This is a genomic window from uncultured Algoriphagus sp. (assembly GCF_963974365.1).
Lineage (GTDB): Bacteria > Bacteroidota > Bacteroidia > Cytophagales > Cyclobacteriaceae > Algoriphagus.
This window is the reverse complement of record NZ_CAXBBX010000014.1, coordinates 72,332-87,092: the sequence shown is the minus strand read 5'-3', so window position 1 is coordinate 87,092 and position 14,761 is coordinate 72,332. Positions and strand designations below refer to the sequence as shown.

General features: G+C 41.2%; 15 protein-coding genes. 3 read left to right on the top strand and 12 right to left on the bottom strand.

Annotation, left to right across the window (positions count from 1 at the left end):
- Positions 1-685: 685 nt before the first annotated feature.
- From AACZ87_RS18465 to AACZ87_RS18410, 12 genes are all read right to left on the bottom strand, one after another.
- Positions 686-1,024, bottom strand: a complete 339-nt coding sequence (locus tag AACZ87_RS18465; RefSeq protein WP_339869357.1) for a hypothetical protein — start codon at positions 1,022-1,024, stop codon at positions 686-688.
- An 85-nt stretch (positions 1,025-1,109) separates the two neighbouring features.
- Positions 1,110-1,373 carry a hypothetical protein gene (locus AACZ87_RS18460; RefSeq protein ID WP_339869355.1) on the bottom strand — a complete coding sequence of 88 codons (264 nt, stop codon included), beginning with the start codon at positions 1,371-1,373 and terminating at the stop codon, positions 1,110-1,112.
- Between the two features lie 334 nt (positions 1,374-1,707).
- Complete coding sequence (locus tag AACZ87_RS18455) at positions 1,708-2,811, bottom strand: NAD(P)-binding domain-containing protein (protein ID WP_339869353.1); 1,104 nt, start codon at positions 2,809-2,811, stop codon at positions 1,708-1,710.
- A 13-nt stretch (positions 2,812-2,824) separates the two neighbouring features.
- The gene (locus AACZ87_RS18450; protein ID WP_339869352.1) at positions 2,825-3,847 is read right to left on the bottom strand and encodes an LLM class flavin-dependent oxidoreductase; all 1,023 of its coding nucleotides are present in this window, start codon (positions 3,845-3,847) and stop codon (positions 2,825-2,827) included.
- Positions 3,848-4,105: 258 nt separating this feature from the next.
- A complete protein-coding gene (locus AACZ87_RS18445; RefSeq protein ID WP_339869351.1) occupies positions 4,106-5,026 on the bottom strand; it encodes a helix-turn-helix transcriptional regulator in 921 nt (306 codons plus the stop codon).
- A gap of 77 nt (positions 5,027-5,103) precedes the next feature.
- Positions 5,104-5,943, bottom strand: a complete 840-nt coding sequence (locus tag AACZ87_RS18440) for an SDR family NAD(P)-dependent oxidoreductase (RefSeq protein WP_339869349.1) — start codon at positions 5,941-5,943, stop codon at positions 5,104-5,106.
- A 435-nt stretch (positions 5,944-6,378) separates the two neighbouring features.
- Entirely contained in the window at positions 6,379-6,882 is a 504-nt protein-coding gene (locus AACZ87_RS18435; protein WP_339869347.1) for an alpha/beta hydrolase, read from the bottom strand.
- A 9-nt stretch (positions 6,883-6,891) separates the two neighbouring features.
- Positions 6,892-7,341: an alpha/beta hydrolase gene (locus tag AACZ87_RS18430; protein ID WP_339869346.1), complete on the bottom strand. Its 450-nt coding sequence runs from the start codon at positions 7,339-7,341 to the stop codon at positions 6,892-6,894.
- Between the two features lie 108 nt (positions 7,342-7,449).
- Entirely contained in the window at positions 7,450-8,349 is a 900-nt protein-coding gene (locus AACZ87_RS18425) for a tetratricopeptide repeat protein (RefSeq protein ID WP_339869344.1), read from the bottom strand.
- A gap of 579 nt (positions 8,350-8,928) precedes the next feature.
- Complete coding sequence (locus tag AACZ87_RS18420) at positions 8,929-9,288, bottom strand: DUF1801 domain-containing protein (protein ID WP_339869342.1); 360 nt, start codon at positions 9,286-9,288, stop codon at positions 8,929-8,931.
- A gap of 47 nt (positions 9,289-9,335) precedes the next feature.
- Positions 9,336-9,788 carry a DUF1569 domain-containing protein gene (locus AACZ87_RS18415; RefSeq protein ID WP_339869340.1) on the bottom strand — a complete coding sequence of 151 codons (453 nt, stop codon included), beginning with the start codon at positions 9,786-9,788 and terminating at the stop codon, positions 9,336-9,338.
- 3 nt (positions 9,789-9,791) lie between these two features.
- Entirely contained in the window at positions 9,792-10,076 is a 285-nt protein-coding gene (locus AACZ87_RS18410; RefSeq protein WP_339869339.1) for a LuxR C-terminal-related transcriptional regulator, read from the bottom strand.
- Positions 10,077-10,460: 384 nt separating this feature from the next.
- On the opposite strand from AACZ87_RS18410, the gene AACZ87_RS18405 reads away from it, so the two are divergent.
- From AACZ87_RS18405 to AACZ87_RS18395, 3 genes are read left to right on the top strand one after another with little or no spacing between them, the layout of a single operon-like run.
- Positions 10,461-11,588 (top strand): alpha-xenorhabdolysin family binary toxin subunit A, encoded by a 1,128-nt coding sequence (locus tag AACZ87_RS18405; RefSeq protein WP_339869337.1) that lies wholly within the window; start codon positions 10,461-10,463, stop codon positions 11,586-11,588.
- Between the two features lie 2 nt (positions 11,589-11,590).
- A complete protein-coding gene (locus tag AACZ87_RS18400; protein WP_339869335.1) occupies positions 11,591-14,047 on the top strand; it encodes a hypothetical protein in 2,457 nt (818 codons plus the stop codon).
- 4 nt (positions 14,048-14,051) lie between these two features.
- Positions 14,052-14,735: a hypothetical protein gene (locus AACZ87_RS18395; RefSeq protein ID WP_339869333.1), complete on the top strand. Its 684-nt coding sequence runs from the start codon at positions 14,052-14,054 to the stop codon at positions 14,733-14,735.
- The last annotated feature ends 26 nt before the right edge of the window (positions 14,736-14,761 follow it).

Sequence of the window (14,761 nt, the reverse complement as noted above, 5' to 3'; positions counted from 1 at the left end):
AAAAGCATTAATTTTCAAAATCTTACGTACAAGAAAGTGTTTTTTTAACCCAAAAAAAATACCCTGTACAGGGTATTTTTTGTGTAAATGATAGGAAATGTGAAGGAAGTGATGCGGTTTTCAGTCGATGTGCAGAATTATATGTATCTCTATGTACCCTTTTACAGACATAAATCGAATGTATGTGACTTGACTCCTGCTTGGAAGGCTCTACCAAATAAGACCAGCAGCCATCGGGAGCGAGAAAGAGGACCTGAACTTCATAAACCTGAAAAAAAAGAAATGAGTAATTTTTTAAAAAAAAATGGTCTTAAAAAATAACTTACTCTAAGTTCTTGAATTTTAAATACCTTCTCAGAAGTAAAACATACAATATTGGGAATAGGATCAAAAATGCAGGTGAAATTGCTTCCGAATACTCAGATACAAAAAAGATGTAAAGAAAAAATAACCAAACGAAAGGTGTCCCAAGTAAAAAGTAGCGTATAAAACGCATTAATCTTTCAAATTTTTCAGGAGTCTCAGGAAAAGTTTTCATAGATCATATAAGAAGTAGTAAATTACTAAAATACCAGTTTTAAAAACATACCACAGGATAACACAAAAAACCTAGTAGTACTACAAAAGAAGGTTGGTCATGAATATTTCATTGTAAACAAGTCTTCGGAAATGTTCTAAAGAGCGACTAAAATTTAGCTTTCATATTCACCAACCAGTCCCCGTCTATTTTAACAACTTCCATCACCTCCGATCTGCCATTTGGGTTGGCAATCGTAATCCAGGCTTTATTTCCTACTATAGAATCATTTAGCATCTCAAACTTAAAATCAGGATCTACCGGAACAATCCCCATACTACTGGCCATATCCAGCATAGTGCCTGTGGACTCAGTTGCATACTTCTTAGCTTCTTCAACTTTGCCCTTGGTTAAGTTTTCAGTAAAATTTTTAACGGCTACTTCAGGCCCTGAGGAACAGGAAATTAGGAAGCCTGCTACTACTAAATTTGCGATTGATTTCTTCATGTCCATACTGGTTAAATAGGTAAACACTACTACTTCTATTAATGCTATCTTTTATTTGCGTATAACTTCAGTTTCCTCTTAGGTTTCAACGCTGATTTATTCGCTTTCGCTTAGGACGAATTACTGGTTCAGCTGCAATAGTATCAGCCGGGATTATTTGCTCGAGAAATAATTCATCTTGCTGTAAACCTGAAGTGTTGTGGTAAATCACCTCCCCTCCTATGATTACTTCTTTGACGATATGGCCTCTAACCAAATGGTAGTTCAGCACTTCATATGCCCGATCCCAGTCATGTTCATTGAGTCTGATAATATCCTGAAAAGTGATTACCTGTTTATCCATCGTCATAAAAAGAAGTAACGAGCGTTTTAATATCAGAAAAAATAATCATTAGTCAAACTAAATCGAATTGATAATTCCTATTATTAACTGAAATTCAACAATTTGACAAGAAAATGTAAACTACCTGCTAGTAAACAAACTCAATTCAAAGCAAGTAAAATCATCACATTCTAAAAAAACAATCCACTTACCTCCTTCACGAACTATTAAAACAAACCCATTGCAGCCCCCCATTGCTTTAATCGGTTAACCAGAATAATTCATGGCCTATTGATTAATATATTACCGAAGTCACTAAAAATTTAAAAACACATAGTTTATTTCGTAGATAACCAGATACTCAGTTATTCGCTAATAACTCCTGAATTCCCAACTTCTTAACCAATTCCCTAGCGGCGGCGGCGCCAGCCCTATTCGCACCGATGGTGGATGCTGAAGGACCGTATCCTACCAAGTGAATTCTAGGTTCTTTAGCTACCTGAGTGGCCAGTCTACCTGACATCTTTATTCCACCACCTTCTTCCCGAGGCACCACCAGATCCAAATGAGCCATTGGCCATCTAAACCCCGTATTCCAAAAGATTACATCAGCCTTTCTTTCTGTTCCATCCGCCCATTTCACACCAGTCTTGGTGATTTCACTAAACATAGGAAAGCGCTGAAGCACCCCTCTTTTCTCCATCGCTTCGATTTCCGGAGTATAGGGTAATCCTGTCACAGAAACCACAGACTGAGGTAACAAGCCCTGTCTTACTCGCTCTTCTACCCTAGCCACAGCCCTACTTCCCGCCATATCATCAAAAGGTACTTTTCTGAATTCCGGTGGTCTGCGCGTCACCCAGGTAGTAGAAGTAACTTTTGAGATCTGATCCATCAATTGAATGGCAGATATCCCACCGCCCACGACGATGACATGTTTTCCTTTGAAATAAGCTGCATCCGTATAGTCCCGGGTATGTAACTGCTCACCTTCAAAAAGAGAGGCACCGGGATATTCGGGGATGAAGGGGCTTTCCCAGGTACCTGTTGCATTGATTATACCCAATACCGAGAAAGCAGTGGATGTTGTATCAATAAAAAAGCGGTCTCCCTGCAGGTAAACTTTCTCAACTTTTACCGGACGGTACACCTGAAGCCCGAATTCCTTTTCATACAAATCAAAGTAATGAGGAACAGCTGAATTCGCCTGTACTTCGGTATTATGAGTAGCCAAGGTTTCTTCAAAGGACATTCCCGGCAAATCGTGAATCCGGTTCACTGTACTCAAGGTCAGGGAATCCCACCGGGATTGCCAGGCACCGCCTGCATGGGGCGCGCTATCCAAGATGATGAAATCAGGCCCAACTTTCAACCCCATATTTTTCAGATGGTATGCTGCTGAAAGTCCGGCCTGACCTGCACCTATAATAGCAATTTTTGATTTATATCGGATTTTTACCGCCATGAAAACCCTTCGCTTAACGCCAACCCAATTCAGGCGCTACATACTTCAAAATAGATTCCAATACATGCACATTATAATCCACACCCAAGGTATTGGGGATGGTCAATAAGAGCGTATCAGCTTCCTTAATAGCTTCATCCTGCGCCAGCTCCTTAATCAGTTGTTCCGGTTCGGCAGCATAACTTCTTCCGAAAATGGCTCTCTTGTCTGCTTCTATCATTCCAACCTTGTCTTTCCTGTTGGCTTCCCCTCCGAAATAATACTTATCCTGATCGTTTACCAAGGCAAAGATGGATCTGCTGACTGAAACCCGCGGTTCCCGCTGATGGCCTGCTTTTTTCCAGGCTTCCCTATACCCCCTGATTTGTTCTGCCTGCTGAATATGAAAGGGTTTTCCACTCTCGTCGAATTTCAAGGTAGAACTTTGAAGGTTCATACCTACCTCTGCTGCCCAAACAGCGGTAGCATCCGAGGCAGAGCCCCACCAGATACGTTCACGCAATCCTTCGGAATATGGCTCCAATCTCAGTAATCCCGGAGGATTTGGAAACATGGGATTGGGATTTGGCTGGGCAAAACCCACTCCATCGAGTTTGTTGTAAAACTCCAATGCATTTCTTCTTCCCATCTCCACATCTGTTTCTGCATCTTCCAAACCATGGCCAAAGTATTTCCATCCGTCAATTACCTGCTCGGGTGAACCTCTGCTTACTCCCAACTGCAGGCGGCCTTCTGAAATCAAATCAGCTGCTCCGGCATTTTCCACCATATACAAAGGGTTTTCATAGCGCATATCAATGACGCCAGTTCCTATTTCAATTTTTTCAGTTTTAGCTCCGATTGCTGCCAGCAAGGGAAATGGGGAAGCCAATTGCTGTGCAAAATGATGCACCCGAAAATACGCCCCATCCATCCCTATTTCCTCAGCGGCAACAGCCAAATCAATGGACTGAAGCAAGGTGTCGCTGGCTGTATTCGCCTGATAAGAAGGATGATTTGCCCAATGTCCAAACGATAAAAACCCAATTTTTTTCATTTCCTATTTTATTTAAATATGACCCTGCCTGGTTAGCGGCCACTTTTTAAAACGGTTCAATAATTAAGTGGACAAACAGCATTTCATAAAAATCTGTTCATTAAAATAGATTGGCTGGTAAATTAAAAGTCATGTGAATAATGGGATCATTTCAGCTACTTCTTCTGTCAACCTTAAGTTGTGCTCAGAGGGATGATTCTGAAATTAAATTCGCTCTTAAGCAGTAATTAAAGAGTATGCTAACTCCACCCAAAAAAATCAATTAAAAGATCTCCTAAATAATACCGGGGACATCTCAGTCTTAGTCTTGAAAAACCTACTGAATGATTGGGAGTAATCAAACCCCAGCTGATAGGCAATCTCGCTTACAGATAAATTTGTAGTGGACAGCAAATCCTTGGCTTTTTCTATGAGCTTATCCTGAATAAGCTGCTGGGTATTCCTCCCGGAAAGTGAGCGAAGTAAGTCACTTAAGTAATTTGGGGAAAGATTAACATGTTCTGCCAGAGACTGAACTGAGGGTATACCATCGGTTAGGGCTTTTTCCTCATTTAAGTACTCATCCAAATACGTTTCCACCTGTAATAGGATATCATGATTGACTGCTTTGCGGGTAATGAACTGACGTTTGTAAAAACGGTTACAAAAATTAAGTAGAAGTGCTATTTGAGAAATCACCACATCCTGACTGAAGTCGTCTATACGACTCTCCAGCTCCTTCTTAATCATATTGAACAGAGAAATAATGGTCTCCTTTTCCTCCTGAGAAAGGTGCAATGCCTCCCGGGTGGCGTAGGAAAAAAAACCGTATTGTTTAATATCCTGAGCAAGTGGAAAGCCCATCAGAAAATCTGGATGGATTATCAGAGACAACAATGAACATTCCGGTAATTCAGGAATATCCTCATCACTTCCAATTACCTGGTTTGGGGAGGCAAAAAGCATTCCCCCTTCGTTAAAATCATAATACCCTTGACCATATTTCACCTTGGAACTTAGCCTGGGGTTAAATGAGATTTTATAGAAACTCAACACATGTGTTCCTCCGTGTGTGTTAATATTTCCTCCCATATCCCCTGTTATCAGGCTGATCAGCGGATGTTTAGGTTGAGGAAGGCCAAAGGCCTTATGGGCATCAGCAATAGAATCAAACTTAGGCAAGGTCCTTTCTTTTTTCATAATCACATGCTATAATAGGGATGACCGGTTCAGAGCTCATTATCCGATCATCCTCTTTTAAATTAAGCTTTTTCCATTTATCCCTGCGCTGACTGGGATACTTCGTCCCACTCTTCCCAGGTTTTCAGCCGCTCATTATAGGCGGCCTTAATTCCGACTAAATTGTGGCTACCCAAGTTAAACCTAAGAGGTGGATTCTCTGAATCTACCATGGTGAAAAGCGCTTGAGCGGTAGCTTCTGGGTTTCCACGTTCCATACTACTTAGGTTTCCAAAAAACTTTTCTTTGAAGCCGTGATAGATATCCATCCCATCAGCAAATTTCAAGGATTGTTTGCTTCCAAATTCAGTAGCATAGGCCCCAGGTTCCACGATGGTCACTTGGATATTGAATTGGGCAACTTCAGCAGCCAAACTTTCATGTAGGGATTCAAAAGCCCATTTAGAGGAGCAGTAGTAACCAATGACCGGTAAGGTGATATGTCCCAAGTTACTCGATGTGCCCAGAATATGCCCATAGCCCTGTTTTCTCAAAATCGGCAATGCGGCCTTGATCACAGCAAGTGGACCAAATATATTGGTTTCATACAGTGCACGAACCTCTTCAGGATCAGATTCTTCAATAGTACCTACCAAGGAATAACCGGCATTGTTAAAAACAATATCCAACCTTCCAAAATATTCAACTGCCTGGTCCAGTGCTAATCTTACCTGATCGGGATTTGTTACATCCAACTCCAGAAGCAATACCTTATCCCCATAGTTCTCCTTAAAGTCGGCAATGCTTTCCAAGTTCCTTGCGGTGGCTGCCACCTGATCGCCTCGTTTTAGTGCAGCTTCTGTCCACACCCGCCCAAATCCCCTGGAAGTACCGGTAATAAACCAGACTTTAGGTTTCCTTTTTTGTTGTACTGTCATCGCTTTTATGTTTAATGTGCCGTACAAAGGTGTGGATCAGGAAAATGATGGATGTAACCGAAACAGGGGTTGATGTAACATAATTGAGGAAAATAGCGCAATCCCACCTAGGTAAAAACAGGTATCTATTAGCCATACACCCGAACAATAAATAGTATTGTTTATTTCACATCCGAAAACGGTACAATTTCATTGGATACAGCCAACGGGAAAAGCTTTCCAATCGGATTTTCTATAGACCAATAGTAAAAGACACCAAAACAGAAAGTTCCCCAATAAGATATTAATCTAATCAGAATTTTAAGTTATAAAACATGACTCCAGAATAAGGAATTACAAGAAATGGATCAACCAATTGATAAAGAACTGGCACCCTGCTCAAACTGCTTTATCGGCATAACTAATATTCCTGCTTCCTCCAATCAGTTGAACCAGTTAAGTTTTTTGTTTCCTTAACCAATTCAAAATCGCCTGATTAGTCTCTTGAGGGAGCTCCTGCTGGATGCAATGGCCACAATCCAAGCTAATCACTTCTAAATTTGGAGCAAAATCCTTTAGGTTGGGAGATTTCGGAATCTGATCCCTTTTCCCGTAAATCATCAAGGTGGGTTGATTAATCCTAGGTTCCAGATCTGCCATTAGATGCCAGTTGCGATCCAGATTTCTATACCAGTTGATACATCCTGTAAACCCTGAAGATTCAAAGGAGGAGATAAAAACCGACAGTTCTTTATTGCTCATAAGAGGCTCACCATATGGTTTGGCTGCTTCTGCCAAATTGATCATAAGCATTCCTGGTTCTGATGTTAATTGAAGCATATTTTTACGAAATAGATTACGAAGAAACCGGGAGGAGTTTTCCTCCATAATAGCATCTGCTACGCCAGGCTTCCTATTGAAGTGGACAAAATAAAAGTCTTCTCCAACTAGCTCTTCCATAAACTCAATCTAGGGTTTTTCACCTCTCTCCTGATAAGGCAAAGCAAGATTGATCACTTTATTTACCCGCTCAGGATACAATAGCGCAAGGTTCCAAATGACATTTGCACCCCAGTCGTGACCTACAAAGGTGGCATCCTGATATCCATAATGGTCGAGCACCCCGATAAGGTCAGCGGTTAAATGCTTAATATCATACTCAATGACTTCGCTTGGACAGGATGAATTTCCGTAACCCCGCTGATTGGGTACAATAACATGGTATCCCTCTTCGGCTAGTACTGGTATCTGATAACGCCAGGAAAAGGCATGTTCAGGAAAGCCATGGCAGAGAACGATAGGTTTCCCCGCATTTCGTGTACCTGCTTCAAATACTTCCAGTTCTACCCCATTCACTGCAATCATTTTTGGTTTTGGAAACTGAATAGGATTTACACCTTTTCTTGTTGTGCTTGTCATGTTATTGCCGCTTTAAAATTTAATATACGGCAAACTTAAATGGGGCTTGTGACAGCCCTATGTCAACAGCAAAACACAAGTGATTGTATTTTAAGACACTCTCCTCAGTTAATTTTCTTGACTCTTGGATTCTGACATTTCCTGTACGGCAATTTTCGCATTCTCATTTTTTGGGTCAAGCTCCAGTGACTTCTTGTATGCTTTGATACTTTCCATTATTTGGCCATCCCTGCGAAGCGCTTCACCCAAACTGTCATATGTGTTCGCACTGCTAGAATAAAGTACGGTATTCAATTCAAGCACTTCCAAAGCTTCATTAAGCAATTGTCTGCTTAACAGTTGATAACCGAAGGAATTAATACTTCCTTCGCTCACATTATATTCGGAATCTGCCCCCTCTTCAAACTCATCCTTTATTAGTTGGATGGTTTCATCAATTGAGCCGGAAGATGCATAATAGAATCCTGGGGATTTGAGGTTCATCAGCTTTTCTTTTTCCCGCTGTTGAGCCAAAGTTTCCACCCCATAGTTTATTCTATCTTCATCTGTCACCTGTGTGGTGTCAATTAAGTACTGCTTCAATTTTCCTCCTGTTGACTCATTTTGGATATACTGAGTTCCGTAAATCTGTGGTTCCCCCTTTCGCATCAAGTCCCTGTCTACTGCGGCTGCATACCACCATTTGTTCAGTGTGGAATCCATTTTTATGGCCTTCTCAAAACTTTTTACTGCCAGGGAAGACTCAATGGTATCTGTCCCGTGCTGAAAAATAATGCCTGCGTTAAAGTAATCCTTGCCTGTAATGAGCGAATCCGATTTCATAAGGTTGAGAACCCTCTCCCTTCTCAGACTGTCCTCTCTGTTCAGTTTAATCCAGTCGATATTTTGCGAGAAACGGGCTTGTTGATCCTGATCGGCCATTTCCTGAAGTTCTTTATTATGCTGGGCAAATGAAGCTTCTGTTCCAATGGCGAGCATTAAAATAATCACTGCAATTCTTTTCATCATTTTATATTTTTTTGTTGTCATTAGCTAGCCAGCCTATTCACTTACAGTTCGTCAGCGTACAATCCGTTAACAACATCGTACACCTTTTGTAGGTCAGCTAAATGGACTTTGCTGTGTTAAACATTTAGAAAAGCGCTCCGCTTCTGCAGAAAGGAACCTTACGCAAATATGCCGGAACCATCAAATTCCTTAGGTCAGTAGTAATCCAACAACAATACCGAAGTTGGAAATAAATGAGTTGATGCTGTTTTATTCTGTTTATTAAAAATCCAAGCCTGCCTTTTACCTAGCCCTGTCTCCATCATCATTCTTTAACTTCCCACCCAGAAATTCGACAAGAGTTATTCGGTGCAAAAGTCACCCAGGCGGACCATGAAGGAAGCGGATTTTACCTCAATCCTGAAGACAAACAACTATTTGCACGGTTTGAAAAACAACAGCTCCTGTTTTGGAAATTCAATCTCGGGATGCGTGATTTTAAAGACTCTGATGAATGGAAAACTACCTAAAATCATATCTCCGGCCAGTTTAGTATCATTCTGGAGATGCAATTTTATTTCCATTTTTTTTATTGCCTGGTTAAACCTCATTCAGTTTAGCTTGCTCTTTAATAAGTAGTACTATTTCTGCTGTCGGAACCTTCTGGCCAAACTTTATCTGAATTGTTTTCTTACCCGTTTTGTAGCCTTTCTCTTCAAGTACTCTACGAACATCCTCGGTTAACGAATCGATCCCAAAACTGACGTGCTTCTTGGCCAGAGAAAAGCCTGCGAGAATTCCGTGGTATTTGTAAATAGGCACATTCCAACTGATACCACCTTCAGCTCCGGGCTCTGTAGTTTCAATCAGGTTTTTAAGCTTTAACATTACCTCCTGAGATTCTAATGGTGACTTTTCAATAAACTCTTCGACTTTTATAGGTTTTAAATCTTTCATCATTCCTGTTTATTTATTCTACGATCAGCATGGCCAAATTACACTAACCTTTACAATCCAAATTGCCTCAAATGATGATCTGTGTGTTTGTAAACTAAAACCCCAATTTGTTCCTTGGTCATTTTCCCAAAAAAATCATGAATGAATCCGGGATTGTTATAGGTTTCATACGCGTTGATCAAACGAATCCAGTTAGACTTTTCGGCTTCCAAATCAATTTCAGACTTTGTTACTTTGAACTGGGATGATGTAGGGATATTTCTGTCAAAAGGTTTATCGTCCTTTATCATTCTTTTCAAAGCTATTTTGCCAAATAGCTCGCCCAGAATCACTTGATTAAAGGTGTGATCAGCTGTGCCAAGTATCCAGCCATTCCAGAAGGTGTTATGCTTCAGCATTTGATAAACATCCATTTTTCCCCATTCGGCTTTATTCGCCTCGCTGATTTGAGCAATTCTTCGGATCAGCTCAGCTCTGGTATTTTGGTCGAAAATTGATTTCATAGTTTATATTTCTATGCAATAGGAAGTTACAGATTTCACTTTGATTCCTTTTGCTCCCTGAAACACATAAAAGTCTGAAAAGGCATACTGCTTTCCGATCTGCAATTTCATGACCCCATTTGCAGCGCCTGCTTTTCCGTGCGATAAGATTTGATCAAGGATTAATTCATCTGTCGCTCGGTGGATCTGAGAAGCGGAGTTGGTTACTTTGAACTTCTGAAGCAGATTTCTGCGGTGACTCTCCACGGTGAGCGCACTTATAAAGATTTTCCAAAATATCGAATGCAAGCCATAGCAAAAGCTTCCTTGTGTAAAATAATCAGAAAATGGGCAATCCCCAATTAACTACTTTTAAATACCTGTTTGAAAGACCTTATTTTTGCTGTTTTTGATTTTGAAACATTCGATTGTCGGATTGGAAAAGTAATAATTTTTCAAAAATAGTGACATAACTATCTGATTATTAGGCAAAAAATACCCTGTATAGGGTATTGATTTTTCCTTTAAATCCCGAAACTTTGTATTGTCAACAGAAAGCGGTTGAAATTCAAAATCTCTTTTTTAAACGAAAGACTTCCGCTAAATGAAATTCTTTAGACTAAGGCTGAGCACGCCTATTTCTTTGTCAAGTAACCAGTAATTCTCTTTTATTCATTTTTAAACAATATCACTATGACAGCAGTACTCAAAAAAATCAACATCGGACCAGGCGCTATTGCCACTCCATCCGAATCCGGAGGTCCTGGATTCGCACTCTCGGCAGCAGAATGGTATGCAATCCAAACCTACGTGATTGCTGCCCAGAGCAAAGAAATCATGCCTCATACAGAAGCCGACTTTAAAGCTTTCCTTGGAAGCGGCGCACCTGGGGACATGTCGCCGTTCACACCCCTGATTAATGCATATAAGGGGATTTTTGATCATGTCACCACATGGAATGATGACACGTTCCCGGCCAGTGTTTCATTGGCCTCAGATGTGGTATCCTATGCACAGCAGGCACCAACCTACTACGCACCAATTCTTCCACTTGCCCAAAAACTAGTTGATAATCCTAATGACCAGAGTGCAAAGGACAAGCTAAAAGCTATACTTGACACCTTGGCTAAAAGTGCCTCTGGCTATCAATCAAAGGCAGAAGCTGTGGCTACTAAAATAAAAACTTTTGCTGATCAAACACAGGCAGATAAGGATATCTTGGTAGGTCCAGATGGCAAATCAGGGTTATTTAAAAAATATGATACTGAATATGGCGAAAAAAGTGTAGAAGTCCAGCGATTAACCAAAGAGCTAGCTGACCAGCAGACTATCTTGGATGCGGCCAATAAAGAATACGAGCATGATGTGGTGGTGGCTGCTACCTCACCTACTTATGCTTGGGTTTGGCCCTTTGGAACTATTGCGGCTGCAGTAGTAGCAGGGGTTTATGGAAAGAGAGCAACTGATGCACTAGACAGAGCTCATGCTGCCAGAGCAAAAATCAAAGAGCTCAATGAAGAGAAGCAAGCCGATGCCAACTTAATGGCCTCTTTGCACACTACACAAATGGGACTTTCAGGTAATATCAATTCTATTTCTGCTGCATTGCCTGTGATCCAAAAAATTCAGGGTGTTTGGGCAGCAATTTCTGACGACTTGGGAAATATCTCCAAATTGATTGAAACCAACATCGCAGAAGCCCTTCCTATTATAATGGATCTTGGAGTAGAATCAGCCATCAAAGCATGGACAGCAGTTGGAGAGGAAGCTCAGGCGTACCGGGTGAATGCCTATGTAACTGTATCTCAGAAAGCAGCTTAAACATGAGCCCTTCATTAATGAAAAATGCTCAGTCCGCACCAGGTGTGGACTGGGCATCCTACTATGACAATCTGGAAAAAAAAGGAAATATACCCGACGCAAGCTGTAGCGTAATAGAAGCAAATGCCAGTATTTTCCGTGGAATGGCCTTAAATCTTTCTGATATCAAAAATGAAATTTCAGAGAAAGGAATTTCTCCCATTCTGATAACAGTGTATGCGGATGTGTTGATGATTCCTTCAGGCATAAATTGGGCACTTCAATCACAAGGGTTACTTATTTATGCCCGACTAATCATTATGGGTGAAGGAGCAACCATCATTCTGGACTATCAGAAGGACAGTACCGCCAAACTTATACTTTTCGGCAATGAAATCCAGGGAATACTTACTGCCAAAGCGGCTTTCTCCCCTACTTCTCCTCCTCAGCTTTTTTTAATCGGACAAGACACTATTTCTCCGGGTATTTTGATAAAGGCCAAAAACAAAGTGGCTTCTCTAGATACACTTAGCTTAGAAAATGGGATTGCCTTCAATCCACCTTATGATATGGAGCTATACCTCAACAACTCCTTCATATTTGGCTCTTTACTCTATGATCAAAACCCCGAGCTGGCAGTTGCATTATTCCTTTGGGTTAAAGGCTGGGCTGCGCAAAGCCCAGAACTAAACGCTCTTTTTTATAGAAGCACGAGTTTGGCCACGTTATTAAATTCGCAACTTAACTCCCAAAAAAACGGGGCGCAATTCGTACCCTATCTCACCTCGGCTGTCTATACCAAGTTGGCAGGGGCATTTGCTGAAAGTGCTGAAAAATATGAAAATGATTACAGGCTGTTAAGCACACAGGAGGTACTTACCGAGCAGAATATAGCAATGGCCAAAACGATGGTCTCTAATACAGAGAGTGAAATCACTTATATCAAAGCTTTATTGGAGCAGGCTAATGAAAACTATAACAATGCTGAAAAAGCTTCCCAAAAGGCTCTTCAAAACTTTTACGCCCAGCAAACTGCAGTAGCAATGGTGGCCATTGATTTCCGGGAAGTTGGCATTCCAGCATACCAGCGTAAGGTAATATTAGAAGGAATTTTGGACTTGGTTAAGGCCGTAGTCACATTTGGTACTGCCATCGCATCCATGGCTGTAGGAAATGAAGCAGCTGCTCCGGCGGCTGCGGCAGGTGCTATAAAAGGGGCGGAAGCCGTGGCAAATGCAGCCAAAACGGGCGCGGAAGTTGCAAAAATGGCAACAGACCTATCCAAAACAATGGAAAAGCTAAAAAAACTGGTTGAGGTATTGAAAAAGGTATTTGAATTGGCCAAGTCTGTCAAAGATGTAGCAGACAATATTGGTAGTGCCCAAAGCAAAACTAAAATCATCCAGGAGATGAAAGACACTACCGACGGTGCTGATTTAAGCGCGGCAGACGGTTGGGCTGTTTATAAAATCCAAACCGATATAATCATGGCCAATCCGATTGAATTGGAAATTGAATATTCTCAGGATTACAAAGAAGCAATGGATATTCTTGTGGTGTATGGACAATCTCTTTCAGCTGTACAGCTTGCTTTGATCAGAACTGGTCAGGAAGTGGCTTCCCTGATTTTTCAGCTTCATTATGCCCAGGAAAAAGAGAAGAACCTTAAGAATCTAGTAGAGCAGCTTGAAGTAGGTGGAAAAACAAATCTGAATATGATGCAGCTGCTATACCAAAAATATGTAGACAGTAAAAGCTCACTTTTTTCTGCCTTGAAATCATACCAGGCATCTTTTTTTTACTGGGCTTTGAACTCATCTTCCATCAATCCCAAAATTATTGATCCGGTTTCAGATCTAAACTCCGGGATTGAGGACATTACTGCATTGGCGATGGATGAAGCCACAGCATTGAAAAGATTTAATCCTCCCCCTCAACTCATGAAAAACATGACATTTGTGATCGAGGATGAGGCCAATTTAGATGAGCTTAAGGAAAATTTAGAAACCAATTGGGTAATCCCCTTAGGCGAAGATGAGTTTATGGGACTGGATAGAATCCGGTTAGACGACTTGCGAATCTGGATAGAAGGAATTCAGTTTCTGGGCAAAAAGACCTCTGTGTACGTGACAGTAACTAACAGCGGAAATTATCTGGACAGATATGAGGCTCTGGATTATCAATTTAATTCAAAACCCCTCACCAGAACATTTGAGTATAAAGTATCCAATGACAGTAAAAATTCGGATTGGGCATTTGAAAACGGGACCTTTGGATTGGTACAGATTGACGGGGCCGTGGACCATGAGGTTTCATACGCCTATTTCAGGCCAACACCATTCAGTGAATGGAAAATATCGCTTAGATCAAACAATTCCGATTTGGATCTTTCCAAGGTGAGTAAGATCACCATGTACATGGAGGGGACTGCGATCGGGGCTACCACGCTAGGCTTTGCGAAACTTCACCCAGCTGTCTGATCTCATGTCTATATTAGCGAACGAAGGTGTTAAAAGTATATTTACCATTCCCTCCTCCCAATGGGCAACTATTAATAATAGGGTAGGTTCGGTACTAGGTGCAGAAAGAATTTCCGCAATCATTTCCCAGGATTTGCCTGGCTATCCAGCACTGCTGGAAGCCAGCAAACTTTGGAATTCAGATACATTTCCAGGGCTTATAAGCTTATCCAAAACTATTTCGGTCTATTGCGAAACTGCCCTCAATAATTTCCTGATCTTGAATGCAGCCGTCAGTAAGATATCCGGACCGACTGTACCTGATGATGTGAAAAAACTGGTGGAAGATAGCCTTCGGGATTTGCAGGAAAATACCTCTCCGATCCTTGCCAGTACGGAAGTAACCGCTGCCAATCTGAGGAGTTTCCTTAATAAAAATCAAGTTGTTGATGCAGAAATAGCGCTAAACAAGGAGAAACTCGGAGATTTTTGGGCTCCCCTCGGTGATATCATTGACGCACTGGAAACTGCAGCTGGTAATGTTACAGGTAGTTGGTCAGCTATTTCAAATGATTTGGCCAATACAGTTTCAAAAGAAATCAATGTAACGATTCCTTTCATTGAAGCTTTGGATATAGAAACGGCTATAATCTGCTGGAACAATGTCAAAACCGAATCAACGGCATTCGCCTCCAAGGTAGCACCTTAATAAAACTTATGGAACCTCTAACGAAA

Excerpts from the sequence above, each read along its gene's own strand:
- AACZ87_RS18465 (WP_339869357.1), bottom strand. The coding sequence starts at position 1,024 with ATGAAGAAATCAATCGCAAATTTAGTAGTAGCAGGCTTCCTAATTTCC.
- AACZ87_RS18460 (WP_339869355.1), bottom strand. The coding sequence starts at position 1,373 with ATGACGATGGATAAACAGGTAATCACTTTTCAGGATATTATCAGACTC.
- AACZ87_RS18455 (WP_339869353.1), bottom strand. The coding sequence starts at position 2,811 with ATGGCGGTAAAAATCCGATATAAATCAAAAATTGCTATTATAGGTGCA.
- AACZ87_RS18450 (WP_339869352.1), bottom strand. The coding sequence starts at position 3,847 with ATGAAAAAAATTGGGTTTTTATCGTTTGGACATTGGGCAAATCATCCT.
- AACZ87_RS18445 (WP_339869351.1), bottom strand. The coding sequence starts at position 5,026 with ATGAAAAAAGAAAGGACCTTGCCTAAGTTTGATTCTATTGCTGATGCC.
- AACZ87_RS18440 (WP_339869349.1), bottom strand. The coding sequence starts at position 5,943 with ATGACAGTACAACAAAAAAGGAAACCTAAAGTCTGGTTTATTACCGGT.
- AACZ87_RS18435 (WP_339869347.1), bottom strand. The coding sequence starts at position 6,882 with ATGGAAGAGCTAGTTGGAGAAGACTTTTATTTTGTCCACTTCAATAGG.
- AACZ87_RS18430 (WP_339869346.1), bottom strand. The coding sequence starts at position 7,341 with ATGACAAGCACAACAAGAAAAGGTGTAAATCCTATTCAGTTTCCAAAA.
- AACZ87_RS18425 (WP_339869344.1), bottom strand. The coding sequence starts at position 8,349 with ATGATGAAAAGAATTGCAGTGATTATTTTAATGCTCGCCATTGGAACA.
- AACZ87_RS18420 (WP_339869342.1), bottom strand. The coding sequence starts at position 9,288 with ATGATGAAAGATTTAAAACCTATAAAAGTCGAAGAGTTTATTGAAAAG.
- AACZ87_RS18415 (WP_339869340.1), bottom strand. The coding sequence starts at position 9,788 with ATGAAATCAATTTTCGACCAAAATACCAGAGCTGAGCTGATCCGAAGA.
- AACZ87_RS18405 (WP_339869337.1), top strand. The coding sequence starts at position 10,461 with ATGACAGCAGTACTCAAAAAAATCAACATCGGACCAGGCGCTATTGCC.
- AACZ87_RS18400 (WP_339869335.1), top strand. The coding sequence starts at position 11,591 with ATGAGCCCTTCATTAATGAAAAATGCTCAGTCCGCACCAGGTGTGGAC.
- AACZ87_RS18395 (WP_339869333.1), top strand. The coding sequence starts at position 14,052 with ATGTCTATATTAGCGAACGAAGGTGTTAAAAGTATATTTACCATTCCC.